Origin of the sequence: Nocardioides perillae (assembly GCF_013409425.1) — a bacterium.
Classification (GTDB): Bacteria; Actinomycetota; Actinomycetes; order Propionibacteriales; family Nocardioidaceae; genus Nocardioides; species Nocardioides perillae.
In genome coordinates, this window is record NZ_JACCAC010000001.1 from 3247122 (window position 1) to 3265398 (window position 18277).

At 74.5% G+C, this 18277-nt stretch carries 19 protein-coding genes; 12 read left to right on the forward strand and 7 right to left on the reverse strand.

Annotation, left to right across the window (positions count from 1 at the left end; all coding sequences use genetic code 11):
- Window positions 1-4: 4 nt before the first annotated feature.
- The gene (gene ychF / locus BJ989_RS15250) at window positions 5-1081 is read right to left on the reverse strand and encodes a redox-regulated ATPase YchF (protein ID WP_179518928.1); all 1077 of its coding nucleotides are present in this window, start codon (window positions 1079-1081) and stop codon (window positions 5-7) included.
- A gap of 85 nt (window positions 1082-1166) precedes the next feature.
- Between ychF and BJ989_RS15255 the strand changes: the two genes are divergently transcribed.
- The 4 genes from BJ989_RS15255 to BJ989_RS15270 all read left to right on the forward strand — a co-directional run bounded on the left by BJ989_RS15255 (window position 1167) and on the right by BJ989_RS15270 (window position 4598).
- The gene (locus BJ989_RS15255; protein WP_179518929.1) at window positions 1167-1580 is read left to right on the forward strand and encodes a hypothetical protein; all 414 of its coding nucleotides are present in this window, start codon (window positions 1167-1169) and stop codon (window positions 1578-1580) included.
- 4 nt (window positions 1581-1584) lie between these two features.
- Window positions 1585-2085, forward strand: a complete 501-nt coding sequence (locus BJ989_RS18900; protein ID WP_179518930.1) for a PH domain-containing protein — start codon at window positions 1585-1587, stop codon at window positions 2083-2085.
- 125 nt (window positions 2086-2210) lie between these two features.
- The gene (locus tag BJ989_RS15265; protein WP_179518931.1) at window positions 2211-3722 is read left to right on the forward strand and encodes a PH domain-containing protein; all 1512 of its coding nucleotides are present in this window, start codon (window positions 2211-2213) and stop codon (window positions 3720-3722) included.
- 84 nt (window positions 3723-3806) lie between these two features.
- Window positions 3807-4598, forward strand: coding sequence for an exodeoxyribonuclease III (locus BJ989_RS15270; protein ID WP_179518932.1), 792 nt, complete (start codon window positions 3807-3809; stop codon window positions 4596-4598).
- A gap of 13 nt (window positions 4599-4611) precedes the next feature.
- Here the strand turns inward: BJ989_RS15270 and BJ989_RS15275 are convergent, their stop codons facing one another.
- Window positions 4612-5922, reverse strand: a complete 1311-nt coding sequence (locus BJ989_RS15275) for a DUF3089 domain-containing protein (protein WP_179518933.1) — start codon at window positions 5920-5922, stop codon at window positions 4612-4614.
- Between the two features lie 306 nt (window positions 5923-6228).
- Between BJ989_RS15275 and BJ989_RS15280 the strand changes: the two genes are divergently transcribed.
- Together BJ989_RS15280 and BJ989_RS15285 are read left to right on the forward strand one after the other, a co-directional pair.
- On the forward strand, window positions 6229-7341 hold the full coding sequence (locus tag BJ989_RS15280) for a DNA recombination protein RmuC (RefSeq protein WP_246283450.1): 1113 nt from the start codon (window positions 6229-6231) through the stop codon (window positions 7339-7341).
- A gap of 22 nt (window positions 7342-7363) precedes the next feature.
- Window positions 7364-7822 carry a DUF6542 domain-containing protein gene (locus BJ989_RS15285; protein WP_179518934.1) on the forward strand — a complete coding sequence of 153 codons (459 nt, stop codon included), beginning with the start codon at window positions 7364-7366 and terminating at the stop codon, window positions 7820-7822.
- Here BJ989_RS15285 and BJ989_RS15290 read toward each other — a convergent pair.
- Together BJ989_RS15290 and BJ989_RS15295 are read right to left on the reverse strand one after the other, a co-directional pair.
- Window positions 7786-8409: an L-threonylcarbamoyladenylate synthase gene (locus tag BJ989_RS15290; protein WP_179518935.1), complete on the reverse strand. Its 624-nt coding sequence runs from the start codon at window positions 8407-8409 to the stop codon at window positions 7786-7788. The genes BJ989_RS15285 and BJ989_RS15290 overlap by 37 nt on opposite strands.
- Window positions 8409-9425: a 4-hydroxy-3-methylbut-2-enyl diphosphate reductase gene (locus tag BJ989_RS15295; protein WP_179518936.1), complete on the reverse strand. Its 1017-nt coding sequence runs from the start codon at window positions 9423-9425 to the stop codon at window positions 8409-8411. Before BJ989_RS15295 ends, BJ989_RS15290 begins: the two co-directional genes overlap by 1 nt.
- An 86-nt stretch (window positions 9426-9511) precedes the next feature.
- Here BJ989_RS15295 and xseA point away from each other — a divergent pair, with 86 nt between their 5' ends.
- A complete protein-coding gene (gene xseA, locus BJ989_RS15300) occupies window positions 9512-10783 on the forward strand; it encodes an exodeoxyribonuclease VII large subunit (RefSeq protein ID WP_179518937.1) in 1272 nt (423 codons plus the stop codon).
- Window positions 10776-11042 carry an exodeoxyribonuclease VII small subunit gene (locus tag BJ989_RS15305; protein WP_179518938.1) on the forward strand — a complete coding sequence of 89 codons (267 nt, stop codon included), beginning with the start codon at window positions 10776-10778 and terminating at the stop codon, window positions 11040-11042. The genes xseA and BJ989_RS15305 overlap by 8 nt, the downstream gene beginning before the upstream one ends.
- On the opposite strand, the gene BJ989_RS15310 is transcribed toward BJ989_RS15305, so the two are convergent.
- Entirely contained in the window at window positions 11027-11638 is a 612-nt protein-coding gene (locus BJ989_RS15310; RefSeq protein WP_179518939.1) for a DUF4245 family protein, read from the reverse strand. The genes BJ989_RS15305 and BJ989_RS15310 overlap by 16 nt on opposite strands.
- A gap of 129 nt (window positions 11639-11767) precedes the next feature.
- On the opposite strand from BJ989_RS15310, the gene glpX reads away from it, so the two are divergent.
- A complete protein-coding gene (glpX, locus tag BJ989_RS15315; protein ID WP_179518940.1) occupies window positions 11768-12808 on the forward strand; it encodes a class II fructose-bisphosphatase in 1041 nt (346 codons plus the stop codon).
- On the opposite strand, the gene BJ989_RS15320 is transcribed toward glpX, so the two are convergent.
- Entirely contained in the window at window positions 12773-13624 is an 852-nt protein-coding gene (locus BJ989_RS15320) for an alpha/beta fold hydrolase (RefSeq protein ID WP_179518941.1), read from the reverse strand. The genes glpX and BJ989_RS15320 overlap by 36 nt on opposite strands.
- Window positions 13625-13714: 90 nt before the next feature.
- Here BJ989_RS15320 and BJ989_RS15325 point away from each other — a divergent pair, with 90 nt between their 5' ends.
- Window positions 13715-14701: an alpha/beta fold hydrolase gene (locus BJ989_RS15325; RefSeq protein ID WP_179518942.1), complete on the forward strand. Its 987-nt coding sequence runs from the start codon at window positions 13715-13717 to the stop codon at window positions 14699-14701.
- On the opposite strand, the gene BJ989_RS15330 is transcribed toward BJ989_RS15325, so the two are convergent.
- Complete coding sequence (locus BJ989_RS15330; protein ID WP_179518943.1) at window positions 14691-15773, reverse strand: ABC transporter ATP-binding protein; 1083 nt, start codon at window positions 15771-15773, stop codon at window positions 14691-14693. The genes BJ989_RS15325 and BJ989_RS15330 overlap by 11 nt on opposite strands.
- Before the next feature lie 219 nt (window positions 15774-15992).
- Between BJ989_RS15330 and BJ989_RS15335 the strand changes: the two genes are divergently transcribed.
- Both BJ989_RS15335 and BJ989_RS15340 read left to right on the forward strand, forming a co-directional pair.
- Window positions 15993-17321 carry an extracellular solute-binding protein gene (locus BJ989_RS15335; RefSeq protein WP_179518944.1) on the forward strand — a complete coding sequence of 443 codons (1329 nt, stop codon included), beginning with the start codon at window positions 15993-15995 and terminating at the stop codon, window positions 17319-17321.
- The gene (locus BJ989_RS15340; RefSeq protein ID WP_343049413.1) at window positions 17318-18277 is read left to right on the forward strand and encodes a carbohydrate ABC transporter permease; all 960 of its coding nucleotides are present in this window, start codon (window positions 17318-17320) and stop codon (window positions 18275-18277) included. Before BJ989_RS15335 ends, BJ989_RS15340 begins: the two co-directional genes overlap by 4 nt.

The window sequence follows — 18277 nt, forward strand, 5'->3', positions numbered from 1 at the left end:
TGGTTCAGACGTTGAAGCGGAACTCCACCACGTCGCCATCGGCCATGACGTAGTCCTTGCCCTCCATGCGCACCTTGCCGGCCTCGCGGGCCTTGAGCATCGAGCCGTGCTCGACCAGGTCGTCGAAGCTGACGACCTCGGCCTTGATGAAGCCGCGCTGGAAGTCGGTGTGGATGACGCCGGCGGCCTCGGGGGCCGTGGCGCCCTTCTTGATGGTCCAGGCCCGCGTCTCCTTGGGGCCGGCGGTGAGGTAGGTCTGCAGGCCGAGGGTCTCGAAGCCGACCCGCGCCAGCACGTCGAGGCCGGGCTCGTCGACGCCCATCTCGGCGAGCATCGCGCGAGCCTCGTCGTCGTCGCCGAGCTCGACCAGGTCGGACTCGAACTTCGCGTCGAGGAAGATCGCCTCGGCGGGCGCGACCAGGTCGCGCATGCGCTGCTTGAGCTCGTCGTCGGCGAGCTCGTCGGCGTCGCAGTTGAAGACGTAGATGAAGGGCTTGGCCGTCAGCAGCGACAGCTCGCGCACCGCGTCGCGGTCGACGTCGGTGGCGATGAGCGGCGTGCCGGCCTCGAGGTGGGCCAACGCCTCCTTGGCCGCCGCGAGCGTGCCGGCGAGCTCCTTCTTGGCACGCGCCTCCTTCTCGAGGCGCGGCACGGCCTTCTCCACTGTCTGCAGGTCGGCCAGGATCAGCTCGGTCTGGATCGTGGAGATGTCGTTGGCGGGGTTGACCTCGCCGTCGACGTGGGTGACGTCCTCGTCGCGGAACACCCGCGTCACCTGGCAGATCGCGGCCGACTCGCGGATGTGCGCGAGGAACTTGTTGCCGAGCCCCTCCCCCTCCGAGGCGCCGCGCACGATGCCGGCGATGTCGACGAACTCCACCGTCGCCGGCAGCACCTTGGCCGAGGAGAAGATCTCCGCCAGCCGCGGCAGCCGGTCGTCGGGCACGCCCACGACGCCGACGTTGGGCTCGATGGTCGCGAAGGGGTAGTTCGCGGCGAGCACGTCGTTCTTGGTCAGGGCGTTGAAGAGCGTCGACTTGCCCGCGTTGGGAAGACCGACGATGCCGATGGTGAGAGCCACGGGCGGCGAGTCTACGGGCGCGAGCGCCCGGAGCCCGCAACGGCGGCCGCGCCCCCGGTTGCCGCCGGTGGCTAGCGTCGCCGCCGTGGACCCCGAGGTGGCGCTGCTGGCCGCGACCGCGCTGCACGCCGGCTTCCAGGCGACGGTGACGCGCGTCGTCTACCCCGCCCTCGCCGACGTCGACGTCGACCGCTGGCGCCCGGCCCACGAGGCCCACTCCCGGCGCATCTCGCTCGTCGTCCTCGTCGTGTACGCCGCGCTGGTCGCGGCCTGCTGCTGGGTGCTGGTCGACGGCCCCCGCACCCCCGCGGCGTACACCGCCCTCACCGGTGCCGCCCTCGCCGGCCTCACCACCGCGGCCGTCGCCGCGCCGACCCACGGCGCGCTCGGGCGCGGCCCCACCGACGCGCTCGTGCGTCGACTGCTGGTCGCCGACCGGGTCCGGCTGCTCGGCGCGGTGGTGGCGCTCGGCGGCGCGACCGTCCTGGTGACAGGCTGACCCCGTGGACCACCAGGGGGAGGACGCACTCCGCGAGCCCGCGCACCGGGTCTCGCCGCGCGCGGTCGGCTACTGGCGCCTGACCGCGGCGATCGGCACGCTCGTCACCTGGGCGGTCCTCGTGGCGGCCCTCCTGCTCTGGCCCGACCGGCCGGGCTGGGCCGTCGCCCTCGGTGTCGGGCTCGCGCTGGCCGCGGTGGTGCGGCCCGCGCTGATGCCCGACCTGCGCTATCGCTGGCACCGCTGGGAGGTCACGCCGACCGCCGTCCACACCCGCGCCGGGTGGATCACGGTGGAGCAGCGCATCGCCCCCATCTCCCGCGTGCAGACCGTCGACTCCTCCCAGACCGGGCTGATGCGGCTCTTCGGGCTGCGCTCCATCACGGTCACCACCGCCTCGTCGGCGGGCCCGCTCGTGGTGGAGTGCCTCGACGAGCAGGTGGCCGACCGGGTCGTCGCCGACCTGACCCGGATCACCGGCCAGGCGTCCGGGGACGCCACGTGAGCGACGGCGGGTACGCCGCGCCCGGGCCGCCGCCACCGCCGCCGTCCCCACCGCCGCCGCCACCACCTGTTGCCCCCGCACCCCCGGTGCCGGCCGGCAGCGGGTGGCGCCGGCTCGCTCCGCAGATGACCGTCGTCGACCCGCTGCGCACCCTGCGCGGCTTCGCCGTGCCGATCGTGATCGCCGTCGTCGGCATCGGCTCCGGGGACGTGGGCCTGTCGCTGCGGCTGGCGCCGGTGATGCTCGCGGGCGCGCTGCTGCTCGGGCTCGTGCCGTGGTTGACCACCCGCTGGCAGGTCACGCCGACCCAGCTGCAGGTGCGCCGCGGGCTGATCAGCAGGCGCGTCGTGACCGCCCCCCTCGACCGCGTGCGCAGCGTCGACCTCGAGGCCTCGCTGCTCCACCGCGTGCTGGGGCTGGTGAAGGTGCAGGTCGGCACGGGCGTCGACGACACGCGCATCGAGCTCGACGCCCTCGCTCGCCACGAGGCCCATGCGTTGCAGGCGTGGCTGCTGGCGCAGCGTGCCGCCCCGGCACCCGCCGACCACGCCGACCACGCCGAGCGCGTCGCGGAGGCCGCCCCGCCGACCCCACCGGTGGAGGAGCTGGCGCGCATCGACTGGTCCTGGCTGCGCTTCGCGCCGTTCTCGCTGGCCCGGCTCGTGGTGGTGGCCGGCACCCTGGGCGTGCTCTCGCAGGTCCTCGACGACGTCGACCTCGTGAGCCGCGAGCGGGTCGAGGGCGTCCGCGACTTCGTGCTCGCCCAGGCCCTCGCGGCGGTGCTGGTCGTGGGCGTGGTCGGGGCGCTGGTGGCCTGGGTCGCCCTCTCGACGATCGGCTACGTCCTGCAGTGGTGGGACCTCCGGCTCGTGCGCACCGACGGCAGCCTCCGCATGACCGCCGGTCTCGTCACCACCCGCAGCACCACGGTCGAGGAGGCGCGGGTGCGCGGGGTCCGGCTCAGCGAGCCGCCGCTCCTGCGCCTGGTCGGCGGCGCCGAGCTCGCGGTCCTGGCCACCGGCGTCGGCTCGGGTGGCACCACCTCCGTGCTGCCGCCGAGCCCCCGCACCGTCGACGTCGAGGTCGGCCACCGGGTGGTCGACGCCGGGGAGGCGGACCGGCCCCTCGACCTGCCGCTCACCGGCCACGGTCCGGCCGCGCGCCGTCGCGCGCACCTGCGGGCGCTGCGCGGCGTCCTGCCGCCCGTCGCCGCCGTGGTCGCCGCGGCCGTGTGGTGGGTCGTGCCGCCCGCGGCGGCCGCGACCGCCGTCGCGGCACTGCTGCTGCTCGCCCTGGGCGTCGGCGAGCTGTCGTGGCGCCACCTGGGGCACGCGCTGACCCCGGCCCACCTGGTGGCGGGCGCCCCGGCGGCCAGCCGCACGCGCACCGTGCTGGAGACCGACGGGGTGATTGGGTGGAACGTGACCCAGGGGTGGTTCCAACGGCGGGCGGGGCTCGTCACCCTCACCGCCACGACGGCCGCCGGCCCGGAGCGCGTCGTCGTGCACGACGTGCCGCGACAGGCCGCGCTCGACCTGGCGACGCGCGCGACCCCCGGGCTGCTCGAGCAGTTCCTGGTCGGGAACGGTGTCGAGCGGCCCGGGGGCCGGTCAGGCGCGACGGCTCAGGAGCCGTAGAGCGCCCGGACGCCCGCGGTCCGTGCTCGCACGTCACCCCGCTCCGCACGGGGGTCGTGCCGATGCCTCCGTAGGGTGGAGGTCGTGCGCCTCGCGACCTGGAACGTCAACTCCCTCCGCTCCCGCATCGACCGCGTCGAGGCCTTCCTCGACCGCCACGAGGTCGACGTGCTCGCGCTGCAGGAGACCAAGGCCCGCGAGGACCAGCTGCCGCTGATGGGCCTGGAGTCGCGCGGCTACGAGGTCGCCGCCGCCGGCACCAGCCAGTGGAACGGCGTGGCGATCGTGAGCCGCGTGGGCCTCGACGACGTGCAGGTCGGCTTCCCCGAGGCCCCCGGCTGGGGCGACCCCCTCGAGACCGAGTCGCGCGCGATCGGCGCGGTCTGCGGCGGCGTGCGGGTGTGGTCGCTCTACGTGCCCAACGGCCGCAAGCCCGACGACCCGCACTACGTCTACAAGCTCGACTGGCTCTCGCGGCTCCACGACGCAGCGCGGGGCTGGGTCGACGAGCCCACCGCGCTCGTCGGAGACTGGAACATCGCCCCGACCGACCAGGACGTGTTCGACCCCGCGCAGTTCACGAAGTCCACCCACGTCACCCCGCCGGAGCGCGAGGCGTTCGGCCGCTTCCTCGAGACCGGGTACGCCGACGTGGTGCGCCCGCACGTGCCCGGCGACGCGGGCTACACCTACTGGGACTACTACCGCCAGCGCTTCGAGCGCAACCGCGGCATGCGCATCGACTTCGTGCTCGGCTCCCCCACCCTGGCCGAGCGGGTCACCGGCGCCTTCGTCGACCGCGACGAGCGGGACCCGGCCCAGGGCAGCGGCAGCCCGTCGGACCACGCGCCGGTGGTCGTCGACCTGGCCGACTGACGGCCCTGACGGCTCAGCGGCGCGCGGCCCAGGCGCGAGCCTGGGTGCGCACCATCGCCACCGCGTCGTCGAGCACCAGGTTGACGTCGGTGAGGTGCAGTCCCCACGTCTCGTCGGGCGCCTCGCCGAGGTCGCGGGCTCCCGGCAGGGGCCGGGCCAGCAGCACGTGGGCGCCGGCCACGCGCTGGCAGCGCACCGAGTAGCGCTCGGCGGGCACGACGTACGGCGTCGTGGCGTTGGGCGGTAGCCCGCGGAAGGTCTGCACGAGCAGCAGCCCGATGACGCCCGGGAAGGGCTCGGAGCGCACGACGGTGCGAGCGGTGCGGCGGCGGTTGCCGGCGAGGTCGGCGGGGTTGGTGCAGACGACCTCGTACGCCGGGCCCGCCGGCAGGCCGTCCTCCTCGCGGGTCGCGGGGGGCCGGCCGAAGCGGCTGTCGGGCGGCGGAGGCTGGTCGAAGGTGCTCCACGCCGCGACGCAGCCCGTCTGGCGCGGGCGCTCGCAGACCGGCACGTGGCGGAAGTCGCCGCCGGTCGTGCGGCCGCGGCGCACCAGCACGTCGGCACCGGGGAGGACCGCCGAGACCAGGCGCTGGCGCAGGGCGGGGCGCGGGTCGACCTGCTCGCGCACGAGCTTGCGCAGGATGCGGGTGCCCTGCGAGTGGGCGAGCAGCACGAAGCCGCGGCCCCTGCTGTCGCGGCGCAGGAAGCTGCGCCACGCGGCGAGCACGTCGGCGTAGGCCAGGTCGAAGAACTCCCGCTGCTGCGCGGGCGTGAAGGCGTCCTCCGCCGCCAGCGCGGGCAGCGTGCGCTGGCGGTAGACCGGCGCGAAGACCCGGCAGGTGGTCGAGAAGCGCGCCGCCTGCAGCTGCGCGACCGCGGCGACCTCGGGGGCGCGCACGCGCAGGGCGTTGGGCTGGGGCTGGTTGCTCACCGTGGGGTAGACGTAGAAGCAGTCGACCGCCGGCCGCGGGTCGGTGCGCGGCGTGGTGGTCGTCGACGACCCGTCGGCGCGCTGCACCGTCGTCTCCTGGCTGCCGCGGCAGGGGTCCTGCGCCTCCGGCAGGCCGGGGTGGCACAGCCACAGCACGTCGTCCGCAGCGCCCGGCTCGCCGGACGGCACCGGGACGGCGGGGACGTCCGGGAGCGCCGTGGTCGCGGTGGTCGCGGCCGTCGCCGTGGTCGTCGCCGTGGCCGTCGCCGCGGTGGTCGCCGCGGTGGTCGCCGCGGTGGTCGGCGCAGCCACGAGGGGCGTGACGAGGGCGAGCAGCGCGAGGGCGGCGAGCACGACGGGGTGCGGGACGGGGGACGGGACGGACCGGGGCACGTCGGGGTCAACGAGCCGCCCCGCCCGACGTCATGCGCGCGCGTGACGGACGAGGAGGCAGCAGCCGCTCCCCCCCTCCCCCGGGGGAAGAAGAGTCCGGGACATGCTCGAACGTTCGTGCAAGGGGTGCTCGAACGTTCGAGCAAGGCGCAGACTCTTCCCCCTTCCCCGAGGCCCCGCCGCGCGTCGCGCCGCGCCCCGCCGCGCACCCCGCCGCGCCCCGCCCAGGTCCGGGAGGCGCCCCGCCCCAGCGCGCCGCGGGCGGGGCTACGACGGCTGTCGGTGGTCGCCGCCATGCTGGCCCGCATGGACCTCGGCACCGTGCTCCCCCTCGCCCTCGGCCTGCTGCTCGCGCTCCTGGTGGGGCTCGCGCTCGGGGCGGTGGGTGGTGTGCTGTGGAGCCGCGCGCGGGCCGCGGACGCGCCCGCGGTCGACCCGGCGGCGCTCGCGGGCGTGGCCGACGCGGCGGTCGTGCGCGACGGCCTCGACCGGCTGCAGCACCAGCTCGGCGAGCTCGCCCGCGACCGCGCCAGCTGGCAGGGCCGGCTCGCCCAGCAGGTGGAGGACGTGCGCCACGGCACCGAGCTGCTGCGGCGCGAGACCCGGGCGCTGAGCACGGCGCTGCGCAAGCCGCAGGTGCGCGGTCGGTGGGGCGAGATGCACCTGCGCCGGGCGGTGGAGCTCGCGGGTCTCGTCGACCGGTGCGACTTCGAGGAGCAGGTGCGGCTCGCCGACGGGGCGCTGCGGCCCGACCTGGTCGTGCGGCTCGCGGGCGGCCGCAGCGTCGTGGTCGACGCCAAGGTGCCGCTCGACGCCTTCCTCGACGCCACCGAGGTCGACGACGAGCCGGGCGAGGCCGACCCGGCGGCGGCCGCCGAGGAGCGCGAGCACCACCTGCGCCGCCACGCCGCGCAACTGCGCAGCCACGTCGAGGCGCTGGCGGCGCGGCGCTACTGGCGGGCGCTGCCGAGCTCGCCGGAGTTCGTCGTGCTCTTCGTGCCGGGCGAGTCGTTCCTCGCCGCCGCGCTCGAGGCCGACCCTCGACTGCTCGACGACGCAGCGGCACAGCGGGTCGTCCTGGCCACGCCCACCACGCTCATCGCCCTGCTGCGCACCGTCGCGCTCGGGTGGACCCAGGAGTCGCTCGCCGACCGCGCCGACGAGATCCAGCGGCTGGGGCGCGACCTGCACGACCGGCTCGCCGTGCTGTCGGGCCACCTCGACTCGCTCGGCCGCTCCCTCACGGCGGCGGTGGGCCACTACAACGCCACCGTCGGGTCCTACGAGGCGCGCGTGCTCGTCGCCGCGCGCCGGTTCGGCGAGGCGGGGCTGTCCGACGAGCCCCTAGGGCCCGTCCGGCAGGTGGAGCAGGCCACCCGCTCGGTCGCCCCCGCGGCGAGCCGCCCGCACAGCGCCTGAGGGGTCACCTAGCGTGCGGCACGTGAGCCCGCAGGCCCCGCTCCCCCCGCTGCCGCCCACGGCGCGGCTCCCGCGCGCCGACCGGCCGAGCGAGGCCGGGCACCGGGTCGCGGCTCTGGGCGCCGCGCTCGTGCTCGCCGCCGCGGCCTTCGACCTCACCTTCTCCGGCCGGCTCACGATGTTCTTCGACCTGGCCTTCGTCGTCGCCTGCCTCGGCCTGGCGCTCGCCGTGCGCACCGACGACGTCTTCACCGTGGGGGTGCTGCCACCGCTGCTGATGCTGGCCGCCTTCGTGCTGCTCGCCGCCGTCGACCCCGCCGCCCTCGACGCCCCCGGCGACGGCGTCGTCCAGGCGACCGTCACCGGGCTGGCGCACCACAGCGCGGCGCTGGCCAGCGGCTACGCGCTGTGCCTGGCGACCCTCGCCGTGCGTCGCCGGCAGGCTCAGTCGTCGAACCGCGAGGTGTCGCCCGCGCCCTGACGCAGCACCTCGGGCACCCCGGAGGAGAAGTCGACGACGGAGGTGGGCTCGGCCGACGGCTCGCCCGACTCGACCACGACGTCGACGAGGTGGTCGAGCTCCTCCTTGACCTCCCAGCCCTGCGTGCGGGGCTCGGTCTCCCCCGGCATGATCAGCGTCGACGTCAGCAGCGGCTCGCCGAGCCGGTCGAGGATCGCGCAGACGACCGGGTGGTCGGTGATGCGCACCCCGACGGTCTTCTTCTTCGGGTGCATGAGCCGCCGCGGCACCTCGCGGGTCGCGGTGAGGATGAAGGTGTAGGGCCCTGGCGTCGTCGCCTTGATCGCCCGGAAGGCGGCGTTGTCGACGACGACCATCTGGCCCAGCTGCGCGAAGTCCTTGCACATGAGCGTGAAGTGGTGGCGGTCGTCGAGCTCGCGGATCGCGAGGATGCGGTCACGGCCCTCGCGGTTGCCCAGCTGGCAGCCCAGGGCGTAGCCCGAGTCGGTGGGGTAGGCGATGAGCGCGTCGTCGCGCAGCTGCTGCACGACCTGGTCGACGAGCCGCGGCTGCGGGTCGACCGGGTGGACGTCGAGGTAGCGCGCCATCAGCCGCGCCCGGCGCGTCCCGCCTGCTCGGCGGCGCGCATGTCGCGCCGCAGCTCCGGCGGGAGGGCGAAGACCAGCGACTCCTCGGCCGTGTGCACCGCGCGGGCGTCGGGGTAGCCGCGCTCGGCGAGGTGCGCGAGCACCCCGTCGACCAGCTCCTCGGGCACCGAGGCGCCGCTCGTGACCGAGACGGTGCGCACGCCCTCGAGCCAGGACTCCTCGATCTCGGAGGCGTCGTCGACGCGGTAAGCCGCCCGGGCGCCGGCCTCGAGCGCGACCTCCGCGAGCCGCACGCTGTTGGAGGAGTTGGCCGAGCCGACGACGATCACCAGGTCGGCGTCGGGGCTGATCTCCTTCACCGCGAGCTGGCGGTTCTGGGTGGCGTAGCAGATGTCGTCGCTCGGCGGGTCGAGCAGCTCGGGGAAGCGCTCGCGCAGCGCGCGGACCGTCTCCATCGTCTCGTCGACCGACAGCGTCGTCTGCGAGAGCCACGCGACGCGCGAGGGGTCGCGCACCTGCACCCGCGCCACGTCGTCGGGGCCGTCGACGAGCTGGATGTGCTCGGGGGCCTCGCCCGCGGTGCCCTCCACCTCCTCGTGGCCGGCGTGGCCGATGAGCAGGATGTCGTAGTCCTCGGCCGCGAAGCGCTTGGCCTCGTGGTGCACCTTCGTCACCAGCGGGCAGGTCGCGTCGATGGTCTTGAGCGACCGCTCCGCGGCCTGGCGGTGCACCTCCGGCGACACGCCGTGGGCGGAGAACACCACGGTCGCGCCCTGCGGCACCTCGTCGAGCTCTTCGACGAAGACGGCGCCCCGCTCCTCCAGGGTGGAGACGACGTGCTTGTTGTGCACGATCTGCTTGCGCACGTAGACGGGCGCGCCGTAGAGGTCCAGGGCCTTCTCGACCGTGATGACCGCGCGGTCGACGCCGGCGCAGTAGCCGCGCGGCGCGGCGAGGAGGACCTCGCGGGCCTCGTCGGGCGACAGGACGGGCGGCGTGCCCAGGTCGGTGGTCATGGCCCCGAGTCTAGGCGGGACGCGAGCGGCAGCCGCCTCCCCAGCCGCCTCCCGCCGCTGTCGGCGCCCTGGCCTAGTCTCCCGAGGTGGCCATGGACACCTCCCTCGAGTCGCCGGCGCCGGTCCGGCAGGTGGCCAACGCCATCGCGGGGTGGATCGACCGCCTCGGCGCCGTGTGGGTCGAGGGGCAGGTCGCCCAGGTGACGCGCCGGCCCGGCATGGCCACGGTCTTCATGACGCTGCGCGACCCGGTGGCCGACCTGTCCATCACCGTCACCTGCTCGCGGGTGCTCTTCGACGGCCTCACCCCGCCGCTGGTCGAGGGGGCCAGCGTCGTGTGCCACGCCAAGCCGTCCTTCTACGCCAACCGCGGCTCCCTCTCGCTCTACGCCCGCGACATCCGCACCGTCGGGCTCGGCGAGCTGCTCGCCCGCCTCGAGCGCCGCCGTCAGCTGCTGGCCGCCGAGGGCCTCTTCGAGCAGCGCCTCAAGCGCCCGCTGCCCTTCCTGCCCCGCACGGTCGGGCTGGTCACCGCGCCGCGCTCCGCGGCCGAGCGCGACGTCGTCGACAACGCCCGCCGCCGCTGGCCGTCGGTGCGCTTCACCACGGCGTACGCCGCGATGCAGGGCCCGCGGTCGGCCGCCGAGGTGCTGGAGGGCCTCGACCGGCTCGAGCGCGACCCCGAGGTCGACGTGGTGGTGGTCGCCCGCGGCGGCGGCTCGGTGGAGGACCTGCTGCCCTTCAGCGACGAGGCCCTGCTGCGCGCGGTGCACCGCATGCGCACCCCGGTCGTCTCCGCGATCGGCCACGAGCAGGACTCCCCGCTCCTCGACCTCGTCGCCGACGTGCGCGCCTCCACCCCGACCGACGCCGCCCGCCTGGTGGTGCCCGACCACGCCGAGGAGCAGGCCCGGGTGCGCGGCGCGCGCGACCGGCTGCGCGACCTCGTCGTCGGCCGGGTCGAGCGCGAGCAGGCCGGGCTCGACGCCCTCCGCGCGCGCCCCGCGATGGCCGACCCGCGCACCCTGCTCGACCGGCGTGCCGAGGAGGTCGACGCGCTGCGCGAGCGCACCCGCCGCTGCCTGCGCCACCAGCTCGACCGCGCGGGCGACGACCTGGGCCACCAGCTGGCCCGGGCCCGCGCCCTCTCGCCCCTGGCCACCCTGCGCCGCGGCTACGCCGTGCTGCAGGACGCCGACGGCCACGTCGTCACGACCCTCGACGCCGTCGCGCCCGGCGCCGCGGTCCACGTGCGCGTCGCCGACGGCCGGGTCGCGGCCACCGTCACCGGCACCGAGGCCCTGCCCACCGATCCCCCCGCCGCGCCCGCGACCACCCAGGAGGCACCCCGTGGCTGAGCAGCAGTCCCCCGCGAGCCCGAGCTACGAGGAGGCGCGCGCCGAGCTGGTCGAGGTGGTGCGCGCCCTCGAGGCCGGCGGCACCACGCTCGAGGAGTCCCTCGCGCTGTGGGAGCGCGGTGAGCGGCTCGCCCGCACCTGCCAGGACTGGCTCGACGGCGCCCGCCGGCGGCTCGACGCCGTGCTCGACGCCGACACCGGAGCCGACGGCGACAGCGCCGCCACCGGCGACGACGGGGAGGGTCAGCCCGCCGGCTGAGCCTGCGCCGCGGGCAGCTCCTCAAGGGTCTCGACGAAGGTCGCGAGGTCCTCGGCCGGGGCCGAGCCGTGCACGACGACGGCGGTCGTCCCGAGGTCGGCGACCCAGGCGAGGTCCTCGCCCACCTCGTAGGCCTGCCAGCGCGTCGCGACGGCCGCGTCCGCCACCTCCACCGGGTCGACCTCGACGGGCTCGTCGTCGGGGTAGGTCGACTCGAGCAGCTCGTCGGGCTCGACGTCGCCGTGCCGCAGCCCGACGAAGCGCTCCTCGTCGGTCAGCACCCCGAGGCGCCACACCGGCGGGGCGCCGCGCTCGACCTCGGCGCTGGTGGCGATCCAGCCCGACGGCAGGGTCGACGGGAGCACGACCGGGATCCCCGCGCGCGCCACGGCCTCGCCGGCCTCGCGGTAGTCCACCGGCGTCGGGCCGACCTCGAGCTCCTCGCGGAAGAGCGCGCGGTAGCCCACGATCAGCAGCACCACGCCGACGAGCACCACCATCGCGGCCACGAGGCCGGAGAAGGAGCGCTCGTAGCGGCCGGGGCGCCCGGCGGGTGCAGCAGCGGTGGGTCCGGCGGTCGGGCGGGGCTCGCTCACCCCTCCATCGTGCCAGCCGCGCGCAGCGTCTCGTCGCGGGCCGGCCGACGCCCCGGCCGACGCCCCGGGAGCGGTCGCCGCTCCCGCGGGTGGGCCAGGACGCCTCCCGCAGCCGCTAGCATCCGGGCCATGACGACCCCCGGTGCGCCGTACCCGCCGTCCGAGCTGTCCGTCGCCCCCGAGTCGCCCGACCGCAACCTCGCGCTCGAGCTGGTGCGCGTCACCGAGGCCGCCGCGATGGCCGCCGGTCGCTGGGTGGGCAAGGGCGACAAGAACGGCGCCGACGGCGTGGCCGTCAACGCGATGCGCGTGATGATCTCCGGCATCGGCATGAACGGCACCGTCGTCATCGGCGAGGGCGAGAAGGACAACGCGCCGATGCTCTACAACGGCGAGCAGGTCGGCGACGGCACCGGCCCTGAGTGCGACGTCGCCGTCGACCCGATCGACGGCACGACGCTGACGGCGAAGGGCATGAACAACGCCATCGCCGTGCTCGCCGTGGCGCCGCGGGGCACGATGTACGACCCCTCGGCCGTCTTCTACATGGACAAGCTCGTGACCGGCCCCGAGGCCGCCGATGTCGTCGACATCCGCCTGCCCGTCGCGGAGAACGTCCGGCTGGTCGCGAAGGCCAAGGGCGCGAGCCCCGAGGACGTCACCGTCGTGCTCCTCGACCGCCCCCGCCACGAGCAGCTCGCACGGGAGATCCGCGACGCGGGTGCGCGCATCAAGTTCATCTCCGACGGCGACGTCGCCGGTGCGATCATGGCGGCGCGCAGCGGCACCGGCATCGACCTGCTGCTCGGCATCGGCGGCACGCCCGAGGGCATCATCGCCGCCTGCGCGATGAAGTGCCTCGGCGGCACGATCCAGGGCCAGCTGCGCCCGCAGGACGACGCGGAGCGGCAGAAGGCGCTCGACGCGGGCCTCGACCTCGACCCCGACCACGTGCTGACCACCGACGAGCTGGTGACCGGCGACGACTGCTTCTTCGTGGCCACCGGCATCACCGACGGCGAGCTCATGCAGGGGGTGCGCTACCGCGCCGGCGGCGCCACCACCCACTCGCTGGTGATGCGCTCCCGCTCGGGGACGATCCGCTCCATCACCTCCGAGCACCGGCTCTCGAAGCTACGCGCTTACTCCGCGATCGACTTCGACCGCTGAGGCCGGGCGGGCGACGCGCAGGCTGCCCAGGACCGCGTCGACCACGCGCGGGTCCACCGCCATGCCGAGGTGGGAGGCGCTGACCTCGACCGAGCGGGCGAGCGGGTCGACGCAGGCGCGCCAGTCGACGATGCCGTCGCGCTTGGACCAGATCGCGGTGAAGTCGGTGCCCGGCGGCACGGGCTCGCGGCTCTCGTCGAAGCTCTGCCGCGCGCACGCCCCCCGCACGCACTCCTCGGCCATGAAGCCGGGCAGCCCCATCCGCGAGAGCCGCAGCAGCACCTCGACCCCGGTCGACAGCGAGGCGTGGTGGGCACCGGGCGCCAGCATCGGGCTGCCCATGGTGACGAGCGAGGAGACCAGGTCGGGCCGACGAACGGCCAGCCCGCGGGAGAGCATGCCTCCGAGGCTGTGGCCGACGAGCTGGACCCGGCTGCCGCGCCGCTCGGCGACCTGCTCGATGCGCTGCTCCAGCCGGGTGGCGGCGTCGAGGGTGCAACCGACGTTGCAGCGGATGTGGGCGCGGTAGGTGCGGTGGCCGGCGGCGCGCAGCTCGCGCGCCATGAGGGCCAGGGAGAGGTCGCCGGCGAGGAAGCCCGGCACGAGTACCACCGGGTCGCTGCCGCGCACCGGCGCTCCCCCGGCCCACGGCGAGGACCCGCGCACCGCGGCCCGTCGCGCCGCGGCGGCACGGGCGGCGGCGCGGGCGCCCTCGGCGACGACGCTGCCCTCGCGCAGGACGGCGACGACCGGCGGTCGGCGGAAGCCGTCCGGCAGCAGGAAGGAGGCCAGCGCGCCGGCTGTGTCGTGAGTCACGGATCGACGGTACCCACGGAACGTGGTTTCGCGCGCAACTATCCCCCGTTTCGCTGAACCGGTGTTTGACCAGCCCGCTTGACTGGGCCCATGGCCGCCGCTCCCCGCACCACCCGTCCCGGCTCCCCCGCGGGGTCGCCCAGCACCTCGCCCCCCGTGTCGGAGGAGCTGCACGCACCGGTCGCCCCGGGCATCGAGCTGTGCTACCAGACCTTCGGCGATCCGGGCGACGAGCCGCTGCTGCTGGTGATGGGCCTCGGCGGCCCGATGACGTGGTGGGACCCCGAGCTGTGCACGCAGCTCGCCGAGCGCGGCTTCTTCGTCGTGCGCTACGACAACCGAGACACCGGCCGCTCGAGCCGGGTGCGCCAGCGGGTGCCCCGCACCGCGGTGGTCCGCGCGTTCCTCGGCCAGCGGGTGCGCACGCCGTACACCATGTCGGACCTCGCCAGCGACGCCGCGGGCCTGCTCGACCACCTCGGGATCGACGCGGCCCACGTCGCCGGGGTGTCGATGGGCGGGATGATCGGCCAGACCCTCGCGATCGAGCACCCCGACCGGGTCCTCAGCCTGACCTCGATCATGTCGAGCACCGGCCGTCGCACCGCGGGCTGGCAGCACCCCCGCCTCTTCCCGGGGCTGCTGGCCGCCCGCGGCGCCGGCCGGGAGGCGTACGTCGCGGGGTCGGTCGCCTTCTGGGAGCTGATCGGCTCGCCCGCCTACCGCAACGACCCCGAGACGGTGCGGCGCCGAGCCGAGGAGACCTTCGACCGCGGCTACTCCGCCTCCGGGGTGCTGCGCCAGATGCTGGCGGTGCTCACCCAGCCCAACCGCGAGCGGGCGCTGCGCGACGTGCGCGTGCCGGTGTGCGTGATGCACGGCCTGGCCGACCCCATGGTCCACGTCTCCGGGGGTCGCGCCACGGCGCGGGCCGTGCCCGGCGCCGAGCTGGTGCTCGTCGACGGCATGGCCCACGACGTGCCGACCGCGCTGCACCGCACGATCGTCGACGCCGTGCGCCGCACCGCCGACCGGGCCGCAGCCCAGGCCGGCGACCGGGCGCCCGTCAGTCGCTGAGGCGCTCCCCCGTGGCCGTGTCGAAGACGTGCACGTACTCGGGGTCGGTGGTGACGTGGACGACGTCGCCGCGGCCGGGGTGGTGGCGCCCGCTGACCCGCAGGATCACGGTGCTGGGGGTGCCGGCCACGTCGCTGGTGCCGTAGACGAAGGCGTCGGCGCCGAGCTCCTCGACCACCGTCACCTTGAGCGGCAGGCCGCCGTCCTCGGGGCCGACGACGCGCCAGGCCTCGGGACGCACACCGACCGTGATGGCGCCCTCGGCGCGGCGCGAGGCGCCCGGGTCGACCGGCACGAGGTAGCCCCCGATGCGTGCCTGGCCGTCGACCGCGGTGGCCTCCAGCAGGTTCATCTGCGGGCTGCCGATGAAGCCGGCGACGAAGAGGTTGGCGGGCCGGTCGTAGAGCTCCAGCGGCTTGGCGACCTGCTGGATCAGCCCGTCCTTCATCACCGCGACGCGGTCGCCCATCGTCATCGCCTCGACCTGGTCGTGGGTGACGTAGACGGTGGTGATGCCGAGCTCGGCCTGCAGCTTGGCGATGTCGGTGCGGGTCTGCACGCGCATCTTGGCGTCGAGGTTGGACAGCGGCTCGTCCATGCAGAAGACCTGGGGCTGGCGCACGATCGCGCGGCCCATCGCCACGCGCTGGCGCTGGCCGCCGGAGAGCGCCTTCGGCTTGCGGTCGAGGTAGTCGGTGAGCCCGAGCATCGCCGCCGCGTCCGCCACGCGGCGGTTGCGCTCGTCGGTCGGCACCTTGGCCATCTTCAGCGCGAACGCCATGTTCTCGGCGACCGACATGTGGGGGTAGAGCGCGTAGTTCTGGAACACCATCGCGATGTCGCGGTCCTTGGGCGCGACGTGCGTGACCTCGCGGTCGCCGATGTAGATCTCGCCGGCGTCGACCTCCTCGAGACCTGCGAGCATCCGCAGCGTCGTCGACTTGCCGCAGCCCGACGGGCCGACCAGGACCATGAACTCGCCGTCGGCGATCTCCAGGTCGATGCCGGGGACCGCCGGCTTCTCGGCGCCGGGGTACCAGCGCTGGGCCTTCTTGAACACGACAGCGGACATCGCCGTCTCCTTCCACCGGCAGGAACGTGCCGGACGATCCGAGTGGGAGTGACGCGCGCCACAGTAGTGCATCCCCCGACCGAGCGCTCCGGACCGTCCGCCCACCCCCGCTGCGCCCACCGCCGCGCACCTCACCCACCCACTCGCTCGCCGGGTAGGAAGGTGGACAAAGTGGCGCACGAGGACTAGACCGTGACGCACACCACGAGGAGGGGCACCATGGAGAGACGCCCGCGTCGGCCGGTCCGCCGCGCACTGGCTGCCACCGCCGCCCTCGCCTGCGGTTCGGCGCTGCTGAGCGCCTGCGCAGGCGGGGACAGCGGGAAGCCCACGCTGAACTGGTACATCAACCCCGACGGCCAGGAGACGCTGACGCAGCTCGCCGAGCAGTGCAGCACCGACGAGTACGACATCGCCATCCAGCTGCTGCCGACCAGCGCCACCGACCAGCGCACGCAGCTGGCGCGCCGGCTCGCGGCCCGCGACAGCTCGACCGACCTGATGAGCCTGGACCCGGTCTTCGTGCCCGAGTTCGCCAACGCCGGCTGGCTGGCGCCCTTCGAGGGCGACCTCGCCGACCAGGTCGTCGACGACGACGTGCTGGCGGGCGCCGCCGAGACCGTGATGTGGGAGGACCAGGTCGTGGCCGCCCCGCAGTGGGCCAACACGCAGGTGCTGTGGTTCCGCCGCTCGCTGGCCGAGCAGGCCGGGCTCGACATGTCGCAGCCCGTCACCTGGGACCAGGTGATCGAGGCCGCCGCCTCCGTCGACGGAGCGACCGTGGGGGTCCAGGCCGACCGCTACGAGGCGTACGTCGTGTGGATCAACGCCCTCGTCGAGGGCGCGGGCGGCTCGATCGTGGAGGACACCGAGGCCGGCCGCGAGGCCGAGGTCACGATCGACTCCGAGGCCGGCCGCGAGGCCGCCGCGGTCATCCAGAAGCTCGCGGACTCCGGCGCCACCCAGCCCGACTTCACCACCTCCAACGAGGGCACCAGCCTCGGCCGGATGTTCCCCGAGGACGGCGGCCCCGGCGAGTTCATGAACAACTGGACCTTCGTCTACAAGAACTACGAGGGCACCATCGGCACCCCGGGCGGCCCGGCGGACCAGGAGGCCTTCGAGGACCTCGGCTGGGCGCGCTACCCGCGCACCGTCGAGGGCGAGCCGTCCAAGCCCCCGATCGGCGGCATCGACATCGGGGTCGGCGCCTACTCCGAGAACCTCGACTTCGCCCAGGAGGCCGCGGTCTGCGTGACCTCCCCCGAGGCCCAGTCCGCGCTGGCCGTCAACGACGGCCTGATGCCCTCGCGCGCCTCGGTCTACGACTCGCCGGAGCTGCAGGAGGCCTACCCCGCCGACCTGCTCGACCTCTACCGCGAGAGCATCGAGGAGGGCGGCCCGCGCCCCAAGAGCGCCTTCTACAGCCAGATCTCGAGCGCCGTGCAGTCCGTGTGGCACCCGCCCACCTCGGTCTCGCCGGAGTCCACGCCGGAGGAGTCGGCGGAGTTCCTGCGGGCCGTCCTCGACGGGGAGGCCCTGCTGTGAGCAGCGCTGCGGTCCAGACCGCGACACCCACCCAACCCACGGGCAAGGCCTCGCGCACGAAGCCCGCCGACTCCGACCGCTCCCGGGCCGAGAACTCCCTGGGCCGCAAGCTCGTCGCCCCGGCGATCGTGCTGATGCTGCTCGTCACGGCGTTCCCGATGCTGCGGGCGCTCTACCTCTCGCTGTTCCAGTACAGCCTCACCGCACCCGAGGAGCGCTCGTTCGTCGGCGTCGACAACTACGTCACCGCGCTGACCGACCCGCTCTTCTGGCAGACCACCGCCAACACGGTGGGGATCATGGTCATCACGGTGGCCTTCGAGCTCGTCATCGGCTTCGCCTTCGCGATGGTGATGCACCGGGTGATCTTCGCCCGCGGCGTGATCCGCACCTCGATCCTGATCCCCTACGGCATCATCACCGTGGTCTCGGGCTTCGCGTGGCAGTTCGCCTTCTCCAACACCAACGGCTTCGTGAACAGCTGGCTGCCCTTCCTCGGCGACGACTTCAACTGGTTCGCCTCCTACGAGTCGTCGATGATCGCGATCATGGTCTCCGAGATCTGGAAGACCACGCCGTTCATGTCCCTGCTGCTCCTCGCCGGCCTGGCGCAGGTCTCCGAGGACATGATCGAGGCGGCCAAGGTCGACGGCGCGACCTGGTTCCAGCGGCTGTTCAAGGTGATCCTGCCCAACATGCGGGCGGCGATCATGGTGGCGGTCCTCTTCCGCGCCCTCGACGCCTACCGCATCTTCGACAACATCTTCGTCATGACCGCCGGGGCCAACGGCACCTCGTCGATCTCGTTCCTGACCTACCGCCAGGTCATCGAGCAGTTCCAGCTCGGCATCGGCTCCGCGCTGTCGGTGCTGCTCTTCCTCTCCGTCCTGGTGGTGGCCTTCGTGATCGTCAAGGTCTTCCGCGTCGACCTGGCCTCGGCCCGACAGGAGCGATGA